Origin of the sequence: Thalassotalea psychrophila (assembly GCF_031583595.1) — a bacterium.
GTDB classification, from domain to species: Bacteria; Pseudomonadota; Gammaproteobacteria; order Enterobacterales; family Alteromonadaceae; genus Thalassotalea_A; species Thalassotalea_A psychrophila.
In genome coordinates, this window is record NZ_CP134145.1 from 2,555,925 (window position 1) to 2,570,862 (window position 14,938).

The 14,938-nt window shown below is 38.2% G+C and carries 10 protein-coding genes; 6 read left to right on the forward strand and 4 right to left on the reverse strand.

Annotated features, from left to right (window positions below; genetic code table 11):
- Positions 1 to 7 precede the first annotated feature (7 nt).
- Positions 8 to 4,750, reverse strand: a complete 4,743-nt coding sequence (locus RGQ13_RS10400; protein WP_348389685.1) for an ABC transporter substrate-binding protein — start codon at positions 4,748 to 4,750, stop codon at positions 8 to 10.
- A gap of 131 nt (positions 4,751 to 4,881) precedes the next feature.
- A complete protein-coding gene (locus RGQ13_RS10405; RefSeq protein WP_348389686.1) occupies positions 4,882 to 6,090 on the reverse strand; it encodes an EAL domain-containing response regulator in 1,209 nt (402 codons plus the stop codon).
- Positions 6,091 to 7,787: 1,697 nt separating this feature from the next.
- Here RGQ13_RS10405 and RGQ13_RS10410 point away from each other — a divergent pair.
- Positions 7,788 to 8,519: an AbiTii domain-containing protein gene (locus RGQ13_RS10410; RefSeq protein WP_348389687.1), complete on the forward strand. Its 732-nt coding sequence runs from the start codon at positions 7,788 to 7,790 to the stop codon at positions 8,517 to 8,519.
- Between the two features lie 592 nt (positions 8,520 to 9,111).
- Here RGQ13_RS10410 and RGQ13_RS10415 read toward each other — a convergent pair.
- Complete coding sequence (locus RGQ13_RS10415) at positions 9,112 to 9,909, reverse strand: hypothetical protein (protein ID WP_348389688.1); 798 nt, start codon at positions 9,907 to 9,909, stop codon at positions 9,112 to 9,114.
- A 396-nt stretch (positions 9,910 to 10,305) separates the two neighbouring features.
- Between RGQ13_RS10415 and RGQ13_RS10420 the strand changes: the two genes are divergently transcribed.
- Both RGQ13_RS10420 and RGQ13_RS10425 read left to right on the forward strand, forming a co-directional pair.
- Entirely contained in the window at positions 10,306 to 11,244 is a 939-nt protein-coding gene (locus RGQ13_RS10420) for a DMT family transporter (RefSeq protein ID WP_348389689.1), read from the forward strand.
- An 81-nt stretch (positions 11,245 to 11,325) separates the two neighbouring features.
- Positions 11,326 to 11,859, forward strand: a complete 534-nt coding sequence (locus tag RGQ13_RS10425) for an NADPH-dependent FMN reductase (protein ID WP_348389690.1) — start codon at positions 11,326 to 11,328, stop codon at positions 11,857 to 11,859.
- Positions 11,860 to 11,895: 36 nt separating this feature from the next.
- Here RGQ13_RS10425 and RGQ13_RS10430 read toward each other — a convergent pair whose 3' ends face one another.
- Positions 11,896 to 12,786 (reverse strand): LysR family transcriptional regulator, encoded by an 891-nt coding sequence (locus tag RGQ13_RS10430; RefSeq protein WP_348389691.1) that lies wholly within the window; start codon positions 12,784 to 12,786, stop codon positions 11,896 to 11,898.
- A gap of 156 nt (positions 12,787 to 12,942) precedes the next feature.
- Here RGQ13_RS10430 and RGQ13_RS10435 point away from each other — a divergent pair, with 156 nt between their 5' ends.
- From RGQ13_RS10435 to RGQ13_RS10445, 3 genes are read left to right on the forward strand one after another with little or no spacing between them, the layout of a single operon-like run.
- A complete protein-coding gene (locus tag RGQ13_RS10435) occupies positions 12,943 to 13,824 on the forward strand; it encodes a glutathione S-transferase C-terminal domain-containing protein (protein WP_348389692.1) in 882 nt (293 codons plus the stop codon).
- A 47-nt stretch (positions 13,825 to 13,871) separates the two neighbouring features.
- Positions 13,872 to 14,516: a DsbA family oxidoreductase gene (locus RGQ13_RS10440; RefSeq protein ID WP_348389693.1), complete on the forward strand. Its 645-nt coding sequence runs from the start codon at positions 13,872 to 13,874 to the stop codon at positions 14,514 to 14,516.
- Between the two features lie 47 nt (positions 14,517 to 14,563).
- Positions 14,564 to 14,866: a DUF1330 domain-containing protein gene (locus RGQ13_RS10445; protein ID WP_348389694.1), complete on the forward strand. Its 303-nt coding sequence runs from the start codon at positions 14,564 to 14,566 to the stop codon at positions 14,864 to 14,866.
- Positions 14,867 to 14,938: the final 72 nt, after the last annotated feature.

Sequence of the window (14,938 nt, forward strand, 5' to 3'; positions counted from 1 at the left end):
TCTTTAACTACATTGTTGTTCCATGTTCTGTAAGACTAAGGTTAAGCCAATTCTTAGCCTGAGTATCTAATGTATTGAGTCCATCAAGGAAAGTATCAATAATTTCGACCGCAAGAGTACTGTTTTTTGAAGACGAATGTAATTCGAGCGCAACAGCTTGTTCAGATAAACACTTGGCGGCAAGATATGTAATGCTGCCGTTAATTTTATGTGCTAGCTCCTTTACCTTGGCATTATCATTATTATGATAAGCCTTGAGCAATTTATCTTTATCATTGACAGAGTGGTGAAGGTAAATCTCTAATAGCTCTTGGGCAACTTTCTTATCGCCAGCACAAAACTCCAGAAGATTTTGTGGTAAAAATAGCGAAGGATTTAAAGTGTCTGAAACCTTAAACGCTATTTTATGGTCATTATCAGCACTATGGTTAACTTGTGATGGTAACAGCCATTTGCACAATTTCTCGCTTACGTCATCGCCTTTCACTGGCTTTGACAGATAATCATTCATTCCAGATCTAAGGCATTTATTCTTATCTCCCGACATAGCATTCGCAGTTAATGCGATGATCGGAACCTCCGAATAACGCTCACCCGCGACAGCGGCACGGATTTGACGACTTGTTTGGTAACCATCTAGTTCTGGCATCTGACAGTCCATAAATATTAACGTATAAGGGGCATTGTCAGGAGATTCTTTAAGACTGGCGATGGCTTCTAGGCCGTTACCGGCAATATCGCAACTAAGATTCATCCGTTTCAGCATACCTTTAAGAACCACTTGGTTTACCTGGTTGTCTTCAACTAGCAAGATTCTTGTTGTCGAAGGCCATGTATGCTTGACTGTGAAATCAGCTTTATCAAGCCGGATTTCTTCCCGAGAAAAAACCCCACTATTGATGCGTTTAAGCGGAAGCGCAAACTCAAAACAACTCCCTTTATCCAACTCGCTAGTTACATTTATATCCCCTTGCATCAATTGACAAAGGTTTTTACAAATAGCCAATCCCAAACCAGAACCACCAAATTTACGCGTGGTGGATGCATCCACCTGGATAAATGAGTTAAATAAACCTGAAAGAGATTCTTCTGGGATTCCTATCCCGGTATCTGTTATGGCGCACACAAGTTGTAAACTGTCATAATCTAGTTGCTTGAGTTTGACATCAATAACAACCTTGCCTACTGCGGTAAACTTAATAGCATTGCTAACCAAATTCAAAACAATCTGTCGCAATCTACTTGGATCACCTTTAACCAATTTAAGATCAGCGTTTCTAGCATTAAGCTCCAGCTCAAGCCCTTTATCATTTGTTTGTATTACTAATGTTTGCCTAATATCTTCGAATAGATTGTGCACATCGAACTCAAGTTCCTCAAGCTCTAACTTACCCGCCTCAACCTTGGAAAAGTCCAGAATATCATTGATCAGGTTGAGCAAGTTTTGACCGCTGTTTTGTGCGAGCCTGACGTGATTATGCTGCTCATCCGACATTTCACTGCTAGATAATAAGTCCAATAGACCTATAACGCCGTTCATTGGGGTGCGAATTTCATGGCTCATGCTAGCAACAAATTCGCTTTTGGCTATATTTGCGGCTTCAGCATGCCCAATTGCTCGCTGTAATTTTTCCTCGTAAAGCTTCCTTGCGCTGATGTCTGTTTTAATGGATATGTAGGCTGTAGGTTTGCCGTTTTCTTCTTTAAACCCTGTAATTGTGGTTTCGACCCAATAGATTTCACCACTTTTTTTACGATTGCACACCTCTTTGTGCCAAACGCCACCGGCTTTTATGGTGCGGAACATTTCCTTCCAAAAATCTTCACTGTGCTCGCCCGAATTGTGCATTCTGTGATTTCTACCGATTAACTCATTTATGGTATATCCGCTGAGATCGGCAAATTTCTGATTTGCACTCGTAATGGTTCCTTTCAGGTCGGTTACCGCGATCATGGCGTGTTGATCGAACACATGACGCTGTTCATTAAGTTCGAACAAAACCTGTTGTAGCTTTAACTCTGCTTGTTTGCGCTCGGTGATATCCAGTGCCACACCAATCAGCCCCTCATTACCCATAAAGGATACAGGGACTTTGGTAGTAAAATAGTCGCACATCAGACCATTCGCATCGGGCAATTGCTCTTCAAACCGACGGACCTTACCCCCTGCCATTACTTGGTTATCTTCTTCGAGAAACTTTTTTGCTATCTCAGGCTCAAAAAGTTGACTATCGGTCTTACCCAACACATATTCTCGGCTGAACCCAGTCGCTTGCTCGAACACCGTGTTGATTAGTTGGTAATGGTTCTGACTGTCTTTGAAATACACTGGCCCAGGAACATTATCTATTACCATTTGTAATCGAGTCTCGCTAAGTTTTACCTCAACCGTCCGCTGCTTAACCCTTTCTTCAAGTTGAGATTGAGCCTCAAGTAAGTGCCTATTCCCTCGACTATTTAACATCATAACCAACAGGCTTGAAATAATCGAAATGACAACAATAATAATTAGCGTTACTAACACCACAGTTTGAGCGCTTGAATAAGCTTCCATGGCCTCATCGAAATCTATCTCGACCGCGGTGCCCATGTCAAGAGACTCATCCCAGAACCATGCTCCCATGACTATTACTCCGCGGTAATCTCGATAGCCTTCTACATTAACACTTGAGAAACCAGCGGTAGCGTTTTTCGCCATTGTGGTAAGTGGTAGCCCATTTCTGGCTACGCTAGGTTGATAACCTGCTAGAAGATTCCCTCCGGGATTTCGCAGTTGTAGAGACAGAATACTTTGCTCTGTCGGTTGTAATAAACCGGTAGCCTTCAAATCATCATCAAAACGGCTATCTGAAAGCATTTTTCCGCCCCTGTTAAATGAATAGGTTTCACCGGTTCTACCTATTCTTCCTAACTGATGAAGGGCAGAAAAGGATCCGTGCGGATTATGGCGTTCGGAGAGAACAGCAATCACCTTATTTTGGGAGTCTACGATTGGGGATACAAAAAACATTGTCGCAGGAAATACATTGTCGGCAATAGCTGGAACACCTGACAGTCCAACGTCTGACTGAATGGGTGGTACCATGACTACCTCACCATTTAAGGCTCGGGATAATAAGTCGGGGCGCTGTTTCTTAATAAGGTTAACTTTGCCTAAAGTTGCATTATGCATCGAAAATATCGTAGTGCCATCCGGGGCAATAATGTCAAAATTATGGCGCTCTTCGCCTTGATTTAAGCTCAGAAATCGGTTTTTTAGTTCTTTAAATTCGTCGGTGTTTTTAACCTTACCCTCTAACTGGTATTTTTCTAGTTGCTGCCTTGTCTGGGCAATAATGTCAGCATTAATCGCGAAACCTTTTAGTTGCCTTTTTTGATTGTTACTCCACAGTTTCAACGCCTCCTGACTAGTGTTAAGTACTACGAGTAGAGAGTCCTGCATTTTTTGTTGTACTTTAAGTTTAATGTTATCTAAGGCCCACCAAGTTAATGCTAGGGCTATAACAATAAGCAGGCCATTCACTAACACTACCAGATATCTATTAGCCTCTGGGGAGGCTAACGGATCCTTCGACAGGAAACTATTTGAACTATTTAGCCAACGAAATAATAAAAGAATACAGGCTATTGTAAGAATAAAAACCAGCACTATTGTAAATAGCTTTGAGTCAAATAGACCCTTTGTGACTGGCTTCAACTCTCCATGATGATTCGACAGGTTTTGGAATTGATTTTTAATTGAAGAAATTCCACTCTCATGTTTGTAGATAAAATTCCCCCATTCTCCCTCATCAATGAAACCAGCATTTTGGTAAATGTTTGCCATATCGCTAAATCGGCGAGGGACTACGCTACCCAAGGGAATGTCATTAATCCGGATTAACTGCGCAGTCTTTTCTGCTTCGAAGGCTAACTTTGCGTAGCTAAGTTTAGAGTTATATTTATCTTGAATAAGCTTAATTATTTCTTCTTGATGATCCAACGCATACCGCCAGCCTTTAATGGTGGCGCGTATCATGGCATCAACTCTGGCAGGATGCTCGGCGATTTCACTTTCGGTGGTAAAGAAATTATCACCGTAGAAGTCGAGACCAAAATTGCGTGGTGTGATCTCATTGGTCTGCACGCCTAACTCTTTGAAATCATATGGCTGATTCGTAGAATAACCTACCACCGCGTCTGTTTTACCCGTAGTTAACGAGGCGATTCTATTGATTGGCGCCATCAGCTTTGTTCTATCTATTTCCCCTATGGTATCCGTTAACATGGCGAGTAAGGGAACATGGTTATCCTTATAGTCTAGCATTATCCGTTTGCCTTTCAGATTATAAGGACTGCTGATTTCAGAGTCTTTGAGAGTGATCAGTACTAGCGGAGAATGCTGAAAAATTTGCTTAAGCAAAACCACTGGCTCGCCTCTTAAGCGATGCAATATCAGGCCTGAACCGTCAACCCCATAACTTGCCGCCCCATCTAATACATGCTTCACGGAGCTCTTAGTATAGTCTGACTCTTGAAGCACAACTTCCAAGCCTTCTTCTGCATAGAAACCCATTTCCTTTGCCGCATAATAACCCGCAAACTGGAATTGATGTGACCACTTCAACTGAATCACAACTCGTTCTAACTGAGGGGCAGACTCGGCCGCCAGAGGCTTTATCGACAGGACTAGCATTAAGCCTACGGCTAAAAATAAACGGGCAAAATGAATAGAAATTCTATAAGGGATATTACTTTGAAAAAAAAACATTAAATATACTCGTTGTTCTGATTTTACAGCGGAGGATTTTTTAACCCATTTGCTGATTACATTCTCAATTGTCGAAGCTATCTATTTCAGCAATATACGAAATAATTTGTCCACAACTGCAAGTTAAGCGTCTAAATTGCAGCAGTTAAAAGGTTATTTAATTCGGCATGTTTATTTAGAAAATTATCAATTTCGTCACTAGCCAAAGGCTTTGAAAACAAATAACCTTGCAAAATATCACACCCAAGGGCACTTAAAAAACTTGCGTGTCTATGCTGCTCAACTCCTTCAGCAACTACTTTTAACTCAAGCTGTTTTGCCAGTGAAATAGTGGCCTTTACCGCTATCATATATTTTTTGTCTTCAAACATTTTTTTTACAAAGCTCATATCAATTTTTAACTCAGAAAAAGGGCTAGTGATCAATTGAATTAATGATGCGCTACCGGTACCAAAATCATCTATAGAAGTATTAATGCCTTTTAGACGTAACCGGCTTAAGGTATCTAAATATTTAGCCAAATCTTGGGTTATTTCTGATTCAACGACTTCAAGGCTTAAATATTTCGGTTCAAGATTGTAGGTTCCCAATAGTGAAAGTATATAATCAGGAAATGCCAAATTCATTAAATCTGACGGCGTGACATTAATCGAGATCGAAATAAAATGCCCATTATCATGCCATTTCTTACACTCTTTAATGGCGAGCCTGGTGATTAAATGGGTGAGATTTTCACATAATTCACGATCCACTATCTTATCTATAAAAATGTTTGGCGTTAAAATACCGTACTCAGGGTGATGCCATCGGAGCAGTGCCTCGGCGCCCGACACTACTCTTGATTTAGAATCGATTTGGGGTTGATAATAGGCGATTAATTGCCCACTAGACAATGCGAGTTTAATGTCATTCTCGGTAAAAACCAGATGCGGTTCGGTGGTTTTATTGCAAGTTGTAAAATCATTTTTAATATCGTTTAAAATACCATTGATCGCTTTTATACCCATAGGCTTTTGCAACATATGAACATTTTTCAATCCATAAACTTCAGACATAGTTTTAACCGAGGAAATAATATCACTTGCTTCAGCACTCATCAGCACTATGCTTGAATTGATATCTTTTTGTGCTATAGCACGGACCAATTCAACGCCGTCGATATTCGGCAAGTTAAGATCACAAAATATAATGTCAGGTTCATAACCGTTTAGTAAACTTAATGCTTCTTCACCATCGCCACTAAGCTGAACTTTACAATCTATTAAACTCATTAATTGCTTCTGCAATAAACTGCGTTGAAAAATATCATCTTCAATTAGTAGCACATTATATTGATTCATTTTACTTACCTTTTCATAACACTATTTTGAAACCTAGCCTTACATTATTTAAATTACTTACCATTCCCTATCTTATTTCCTACCTACAACATTCATTGGTGCCGGTTCCTTCACTGCTCTAATGATGTTAAATCCTTTTAATTATCGCAAACTCATAATTTGGTATCTGTTAGCTACTTAACAGACAATAAATTAAATAAAAATAGTTGAAAATATTCACCACACAAAAGGTTATGAAAACATCCTGCTTTATTTAAGAAGTTTGGTGACAAACCCAAGTCCCTTATCCGCACATATATAATTTGAGTTTCAACCTTCAGGATTAAATTTCAAATGAAACTGGAATCCACACATCACAACTTAAATCCCCTCAATATTTCATTGAAGTAATTGCTGCCTGTAAATACCGACAGTATGTCACATGCGTACTTATCTACAGTAGGCAGTGAAAACAAGCCTTCTGGTGTTGGGCAATTAACTCATATATTCCCCTTATATTACCTACAGACCTTGAGTTAAAAGAGTTCGTGGCCCGTGGAAAGAATTCGGCAAGAACTAGAACCTACACTATGGCTTTTGTCAAAATTAACCGCGAATGAGGTGGTTACTGACTTCGTGTAATTTTTATCGAAATTTGGACATGAAAAATGCGGCGCTAGGCCGCATTTTTGTGTTTGACACTTAGGAAAGCGTCATTCACTTGTGGGAATAAGATTCCAGTTGAGTGAACCAGCTTAACCTTGCAAGTAATTTATTAACTTGGATGTTCATTTATTTCCTGCCTTTCAATTTTTCCCATACGCTATTTCGAATCAATATCTTTCTTATGCCGTATGAGGTAAATATCATTCCCCAACTAGGGTGCGGCCACAAGTCAGTAGAGCCCTGAGTGAGTAGTTGGTATGTAGGATAAGCTATAAACAGAAGCCCTAATACTGCCATAATCATTTATATAAGATACCTATCCAATTGGTATTGTCAGCGGCTGGTACTCGCTCTTAGGAGACCTTAACCTTTTCAGATAGTTAACGTCAAATTTGTGCCATTCAGAGACGTTTGCTAGCAACCTTGTTCCTTGAGCCTGGGTTGCCACCTGTATAAAATATATAAAGTTATTAATAGCCCTATGGGTAAGGGGATAGAATGAATATCAAAATTATTACTAGCAAATTGAAAATACATAAAATCACCTAGCACCGATAAAGTGGCACCATAAATGAAATAGGTTTTCCCTTCAATAAAGCTCTTATCCAACTTAAGTAATATAAACAAACATATAGCAATAACAACAAACGATGTGAGTATAGATATACTGTGCATTGTGCCAAACACAGCTATTCTTTTAGGTACGAAAAGGTAGTTCTCTAGAAATGTGTATACAGGCATATCTACATACAGCCCTGTGTACGCAAGTGCTGCTGTTAAGGGATATAGAATAGCTAACCCAATTATCAAATATATCAACTTTCTCATAAATATCCTTATTAAAAATAGTTATTTTTGATGTCTCTTAATCGCTCTAAGCAGCCTGTGACGACCACTAAAAACTTGTGTAATTACAATAACATCATGTATGGTTAGTTTACAAACTTAGAAGGACTAAATACATAGTTTATAAATACTGTTTTAGTCTAAAGGCAAGCTTAAAATAAACCTGATCTTCGATCAGGTATTCAAATATATTTAGAGAGTGACTAGTGAAGCTAATTGATGACATTGTTGAAATTCTTAGTGCTGAAAATAGTAAATTAAGTGATGCTTTATTTAAAACAAAAGTGTTACTTCATAAAATTGGTCAAAAAGAGTTAGTACCTTGGGTTAACAGTGAGTTAAACGGTTACTCCTATAGGGACTCTGTTCCAGACTATCGCGTTTTACATGCACAGGTGTTAGTTAACGCATCCAATGGTGCATACCAAGCGACATCTCAGCATATTCCAATGGGTCACCTTAAAGATGATTACAGAAACACTCTTGAAACAGCTAAAATGGAACAGTCACTGGCTGTCTTAGAGAAGTTTGCTGAAAAAAATTCTGGCCACCTTCAAGCTCATATCCCAATGGAAGCTTATAGCCTTCTTGGCAAAGGGTTGGGCAATGGTTATCAAATAGAAAAAGCTTGGTCAGAAATTAGTCCAGATAGCGTACTACAAATACTGATTCAAGTTAGATCTCGCCTTCTTGATTTTGTATTAGAGCTAAAAGATCAATTCCCTAACGAACTTGATGACAGCCAAGTAAAAGATCGAATAGAAAATATCGATGCGGAAAATCTCTTTAAAAGTGCAATGTTTGGTGATAACACTACGATTATGGTTGGGAGCGGCAACACTCAAACGGTTACAAACAAAAAATTAGTGGGTGACTGTGCAGCCCTAGAAAACAACTTGAAACTAGTGGCATATCAAGTGCATCTGCTAGGGAACTAGCTCAAATTGTAGAATCAGAAAAGCCTACATCACCTATTGAACCGTTTGGAACTAGAGCAAAACAATGGCTTCTAGAAAACCTTAAAAAGGCAGAAGATGGAACTTGGAAGGTAGGTATTTCCGTAGCAACAGATGTTATTAAAGATGCTGTTAAGGCGTATTATGATTTGTAAACATTTAACAAGCAGCTAATCAATTGCGGCAAATAACAAAGTAGAGTAGATTGCTAATTATAAATCTCAGCAGTTAAGGACTGCTTCGAGCGAATCTATAGTCATTCAAGCCTTATCTAATTATTCTTTCATTTTACCGCATAGCTGCCGTTCTAGCTTTCTTCACTAACAGCAAATTTTCCGAATTAAAATTAAGAGTATTGTTGGTTGGTTGTAGTGCAGAATACATAGGTAAGCCTTTATCCTGACAGACAACTATGCCACCAAAGCGGTCATAGATACTTTAAATTTCACCACATTGTTGACAACATTTATTAGTCCATATCAAACTGAATAAGGCACTGATTCTTTTCTAAATCAGTGCCTGAAATAAACAGAGCTGTCGTATTAGTTGTTTACCATTCGAAGACTAATAAGCATTAATCTAACAACTTTAGCGTTTTACCCGTAAAATCAATCCATGAGTTAGTACCTAGTAGCTCAGCACCTTCAACGCTTGGATCTTCATATCGCATTACGAAGTTTTTAGGGCCATGTGCGTAAGCTACTACAAGTCCGTATTCAGAATCCAAGTAACCGCCATGTGGTACTAAGCCAGGATAACTAATGCGCCATGCTTGTCCACCAATGCTTACGTGACCTAATGTTAATTTACCAATAACATTGTCTGGTAGTAAGAAAAACCAAGTCCAAGGGCCACCAGAAACAATGGTCATAACCTCATCAATGCCAACGCCACTTTCCGAGCTATTTACATGAAGTTTGCCAAATTTATCTTGTAGAAATGCCATTACTTCTGGCGTCATTGCTTTCATGTCATAAACTTTTGGATACGGTGCTACGCCAACTTCAGAGGTTGATAAAAATCCACCGCGATGCATTTCTGGTTTACGGCCTGCTTTCTCTATTTGCTCAAGCAATTGTCCTCGGTGTAATGAGAAAAGAGAGATTAGCTTTTTACTTTCAGCTTCAGTAATTGCTCGTGTTTTTGACGCTTCAAGTATTGGAGTTGCTTTTTTTGGCAACGGTAAGGTGCTGACACGTACACCAGCAGATTTTAATACCGCATTTACTTTGTCTACGCCCGTTGTTGCTTTTCTGCCATCGCTATAGGAAAGCGTTAACTGACCTTCAGTTGAAATTGTATTTGCAACACTTTGGGTTGCCGCTACAGTGGATAACACTGTTATAAATGCTAGGTTAAGTAATTTTTTCATGACTCATTCTCCTCAGGTAGATTTCAATATCTTCATTTGTCTAAACTTGATTAACGAAGCTAAGTCTACGATACAAAGAATAGTTGAAAAACATCAACTCAGTGAACTTACTGTCTACTTTCAGTAAACAAAAAGACTAAAATCAAACCAAAAAACACTAAATAAGAAACATTTATATTAAGAGTGCTATCGCACTTGAACCAAGATCTTGGTCATCTACAGGTAATAGGCTAGTTAGATAGCTAGCCTAATACAAAAACAGTTCACTGTCAGTAGATTATAAAACCACTGAAGTGATGTTTATCCACCACATGAATGCAGATACATTTATCCCTCAAGAATATACCAAGCTCCTTTGTGAGCAATTCGATTACCAAAATATAAAGAAGGTTGCTTATGAAAAATTTAAGATACCATTTTCTATCATTACTGGTGACTCTCTTAGTTGCAGGTTCATTTTTATCATCGGCAAAATTGTCAGGTGTTATTAACCCATTTTCGTTGACACTATTAAGGTTTGCTATTGCAGCCTTGGTGTTGTTGCCCTTTGTTTTATTGAAGAATAAAAATAGAAAAGCGATTAGTAAAGCTTTGCCAAGAAGCCTGGTAATGAGCCTGTTCTTTTCCATCTTTTTTATCTGCATGTTTGAAGCGCTAAAAACAACAACTGCTCTAAACATTGGCACCTTATATACACTAGTGCCTTTTATGACAGCCGTATTTAGCCTTTTTGTTTTTAAAGAGAAGATCACAAAAAATATGTTTTTTATATACCTATTAGGTATCGCGGGAACATGCTTGGTAATATTTAGAGGAGATTTAAATGCGTTGTTCGCTTTTTCTCTAAATAGTGGCGACGCACTGTTTCTACTTGGCTGTGTTTCAATGGTTTGTTTCTCTATTTCAATGAAATTACTTTATCGCGGAGATAAAATGATTGTTGTTGTGTTTTGTACCTTGCTAGGCGGTGCATTTTGGATGTTGTTGGCACTCTTTGTTTTTGAACAACCACTTCAATGGCATTTACTGAACAAGAACTTATTATCTCACATGGCATATTTAGCTTTATTTGCGACTCTTGCTTCTACCTTTATCATTCAAAAAACCACGGTAATATTAGGGCCTGCTAGAGTTATGGCCTATATCTATTTAAGCCCTGTGTTTGTCGCTTTGTTAACAATGTTAATTGAGGAGAAAACTCTCCCCAACGCTACCTATGCTGGTATGTTTTTATCCATTGCAGCGACGATAATTTTACAGTTACATAATAGAGAAGTTAAAAGTTCACCTAAACCAATTTCAATAATAGCGCTAAAAAGCAAGAAAACTTTATAACTGCAATAGTGAGCTACAATTTAGTGCTAACTATTTTTTATTTTTTATCTTTTAATTTTAAATGCGTTTTAGGTACATGCTATGAAAGTTATTGCCTTTGCTGCAACGAATCATTCTAAATCTATTAATAAACAATTAGTTGATTATGCCGCTAGTTTATTAACTAAAGTAGACGTTGAAATAATAGACTTAAATGATTTTGAATTACCCTTATACGGGCAAGACAAAGAAGAAGAATTGGGCCATCCCAAACTAGCCAAAGCCTTCATTGAAGAAATAGCCAATAGTGATGGCATCATTATTTCTTTTGCTGAGCACAATGGCTCTTACACGGTAGTTTATAAAAATATTTTTTATTGGTGCTCGCGCATTGAACCAAAAGTTTACCAAAAAAAACCAATGGTATTATTAGCTACCTCTCCTGGCTCTATGGGCGCTTCAAGCGTTTTGGCTACTGCGGTTCAATCTGCTCCTTACTTCGATGGTGTGGTTAAAGCCAGTTTATCGATCCCCAGTTTTTTTGACAAATTTGATAGTGAAAAACAAAAACTCAAACACGAAGAACTAGATGAAAAATTAAGAGATGCGGTTAGCCACCTCGATCATTTGAAGTAATAAGGCTATCAAGATACCTAGCTAGTAATCTCTAGCTCACTTAGTAAAGTAATCGATTAGGAAATCAATAAACGTGCGCACCTTTTGAGATTGCTCTTTGTGAGAAGGATAAATGGCATAAAATGCATGCGTTTCTGCTTGCCACTCAGGTAATAAATTGACCAACTCTCCTGATTTTAATTCTTCATCAACGAAAATCTCAGGGGTGAGAGTGATGCCAAGTCCTGCAATAACGGCTTGTTTTAGTGCTAAGCCATTATTAACAACATAAGAGCCTGGTGCTAAGTCGATTGCTTTCTTTTCATCATATTGTCGAAATACCCAATGTCTAGGGGATGATGACAAGCTATAGATCAAGCAATTATGTTGGTTAAGATCATCTGGTGATGATAACTCAGAGGCTTGTTCAATATACTTCGGAGAAGCGCATAGAACACGTTTCATATCGAGTAGTTTTCGCGATTTAAGACTAGAGTTTTGTAACGCTCCTCCGCCACGAATGGCAACATCCAAACCTTGTTCAACGAGGTCTACGTAGTGATCATTCAATATCACTTCAATAGAAATTTCTGGATGTAATTGCATAAACTCGCATATTGCTGGGTTTAATTTCAAGATCCCCATAGACATAGGAACACTGACTTTTATTAAGCCGCTGAGTTGGTGTGAAGATTCAATAATAGATAAATCTGCATGTGATAACTCATCCAAGATGGTACGCACATGATCGTAATAGCGTTGCCCATTTTCAGTGATGTGCATCCTTCTGGTGGTACGATTGATTAAGGGGCTTTTAAGGTAGTCCTCTAATTCATTGATGTTTTTACTGATAGCTGCCTTTGATAATCCCATATCTTCAGCAGCCGCTTTAAAGCTACCCAATTCAATAACACGACGAAAAACAGTGATAGCTCTTAATTTGTCCATGCTTGCCTCATAACCACACAATAGTTTACTTATAGTAAATTATAATATCACTGAAGCAATGTTTATCCACTAAATAAAGTCAACTATAGTTAGTTCAAGTTAAAACAATTTGTAAATATTTCAAATGACAATAAATAAATTAGTGAGGTTGTTCCTATGGCTGTTTTAGATAAAGGGATATGGTATCCAAATAAAGACGTACATGAACTAACTGAAGAAGATAGCTTCCATCTTCCAGAGATTGCAGAAGCTGATAGATATCACTTATACATGTCATATGCATGCCCGTTTGCACACCGCCCTTATTTAGTGATTAATTTACTTGGCTTAGACCATGTGATTGCCACGTCATCTGTTGCAGCAAAGCGCTATGAAGATGGTTGGTTATTTGATGAAGAAAACGCAGATGAAATCAATGATACTCATAGCTTGGTGGAATTATATCAAAAAGCCAATTCGAACTACTCTGGCAGAGTCACTGTACCTGTGCTGTGGGACAAGAAGGAAAATACCATTGTTGGTGATGACTCATCTTCTATGGCGATGGATTTAGCTACAAATTGGCTACCTTTAGCGAAGAATCCAATTGAACTTGTGCCTGATAATCTAAAAGGTGAAATCACATCCCTAAGTGATTGGCTGCACCAACATGTTAATAGAAAAGTCTATCATGTGGGATTTGCAACTAACCAGTCTTCATATGATGCAGCCAGTGAAGTGCTATTTGAGGCACTGGAGCAATTGAACACGAGACTAGGAAAATCTCGATACCTACATGGTGAAAAGATCACCTTATCTGATTTATTTTTGTTACCAACATTAGTTCGTTTCGAAGCTATCTACGAAGTGCACTTTAAGGCAAACAAGAAGCAGCTAAAGTCTTTTGAACACCTATATAGATATATGTTGGATCAAGTCGCCATTCCCAAAATCAGAGAAACCATTGATTTGGAATACATGAAAGTGCATTACTATTTTTCGCATAAGCATATCAATCCCTATGGCATCGTTCCTTCAGGGCCAGAAATGTCTTGGTAAGTCCAAATATATCATTAATATTTAAACTAATTTGTTAGGAAAACCCTATGAAACATAAACTTAAAATTGACTTTTTTCACGATGTTATTTGCGGTTGGTGTTATGTATTGTCACCACGATTGCGCCAACTCGCTAAAGAAATGGATTTGGATATACATCATCATGCTTTTGCATTGTCAGCAAACAAAAACGAGATGATAGGAAAATTTGGGTCAATGAAAAAAGCGAAAAATATCATTCTAGGACATTGGCAACAATGTGCTCTGGCCGATGACCAAAAGCGTGTTAATGTCGAAGGTATGCGCGAAAAATCTTTCGAATACCCTACATCTACACCTGGTTTAATTGCTTGCAAAGCGGCACAGAAACAGGGGGGGCAGCAAGAGTATTGGGATTACTTTGATGCGGTGACACATGCACATATGAGTGAAAACCGTAATATAGCTGATTTGGGTGTCCTCGCAAATATTGCCGATGAAGTTGGACTAGATAAACAGCGATTTTTACAAGACTATTCATCCTCAGATAGAGTGCAAGAGATTAATCGAGACCGAAAGCTAGCGCGTAAATTTGACATTCAATCGACACCTTCATTGGTGGTAAATGATCAATGGTTGATATCAGGTGCACTACCATTAAGTGAATTACGCAGCCAACTAAGGCAAATACAGCAACAAGAAAATGCAGCCTAATCCGCTATAAATAAACGTAAGTTTGGCAATCAAGAAAAGAGATAATTATGAAATGTTATGTCATTACAAACTATAGTATCGACCCAACTAAACTAGAAGGTTATGCTGACTATCCTCAAAAAGCATCAGCAGTAACAACTAAATTTGGAGGCCGTTTACTTGTCGCTTCACTGGATAGCCAAATAGTTGAAGGTAACCCTGAAGAAGTAACTGTAATCATTGAATTTGAATCAAAAGAACAAGCACAAAAATGGTATGCTTCGAAAGAATATACCGCCATTAAAGGTTTACGTATAAACGCAACTAAGGCAGGCTGGCTAATATTTGCTGATCAATTTGAAGTTTCCTAGTTATTTTTGTACCAAGCAGTCCGATGGTGGCTGCTTTTTAGCACCTAGTAAAAGTATCCAAAGTTGCAAAAT

What these genes read in the sequence shown, in the direction of transcription:
- RGQ13_RS10445 (WP_348389694.1), top strand. Translation starts at nt 14,564, where the DNA reads ATGAAATGTTATGTCATTACAAACTATAGTATCGACCCAACTAAACTA.
- RGQ13_RS10400 (WP_348389685.1), bottom strand. Translation starts at nt 4,750, where the DNA reads ATGTTTTTTTTTCAAAGTAATATCCCTTATAGAATTTCTATTCATTTT.
- RGQ13_RS10440 (WP_348389693.1), top strand. Translation starts at nt 13,872, where the DNA reads ATGAAACATAAACTTAAAATTGACTTTTTTCACGATGTTATTTGCGGT.
- RGQ13_RS10435 (WP_348389692.1), top strand. Translation starts at nt 12,943, where the DNA reads ATGGCTGTTTTAGATAAAGGGATATGGTATCCAAATAAAGACGTACAT.
- RGQ13_RS10425 (WP_348389690.1), top strand. Translation starts at nt 11,326, where the DNA reads ATGAAAGTTATTGCCTTTGCTGCAACGAATCATTCTAAATCTATTAAT.
- RGQ13_RS10420 (WP_348389689.1), top strand. Translation starts at nt 10,306, where the DNA reads ATGAAAAATTTAAGATACCATTTTCTATCATTACTGGTGACTCTCTTA.
- RGQ13_RS10405 (WP_348389686.1), bottom strand. Translation starts at nt 6,090, where the DNA reads ATGAATCAATATAATGTGCTACTAATTGAAGATGATATTTTTCAACGC.
- RGQ13_RS10415 (WP_348389688.1), bottom strand. Translation starts at nt 9,909, where the DNA reads ATGAAAAAATTACTTAACCTAGCATTTATAACAGTGTTATCCACTGTA.
- RGQ13_RS10430 (WP_348389691.1), bottom strand. Translation starts at nt 12,786, where the DNA reads ATGGACAAATTAAGAGCTATCACTGTTTTTCGTCGTGTTATTGAATTG.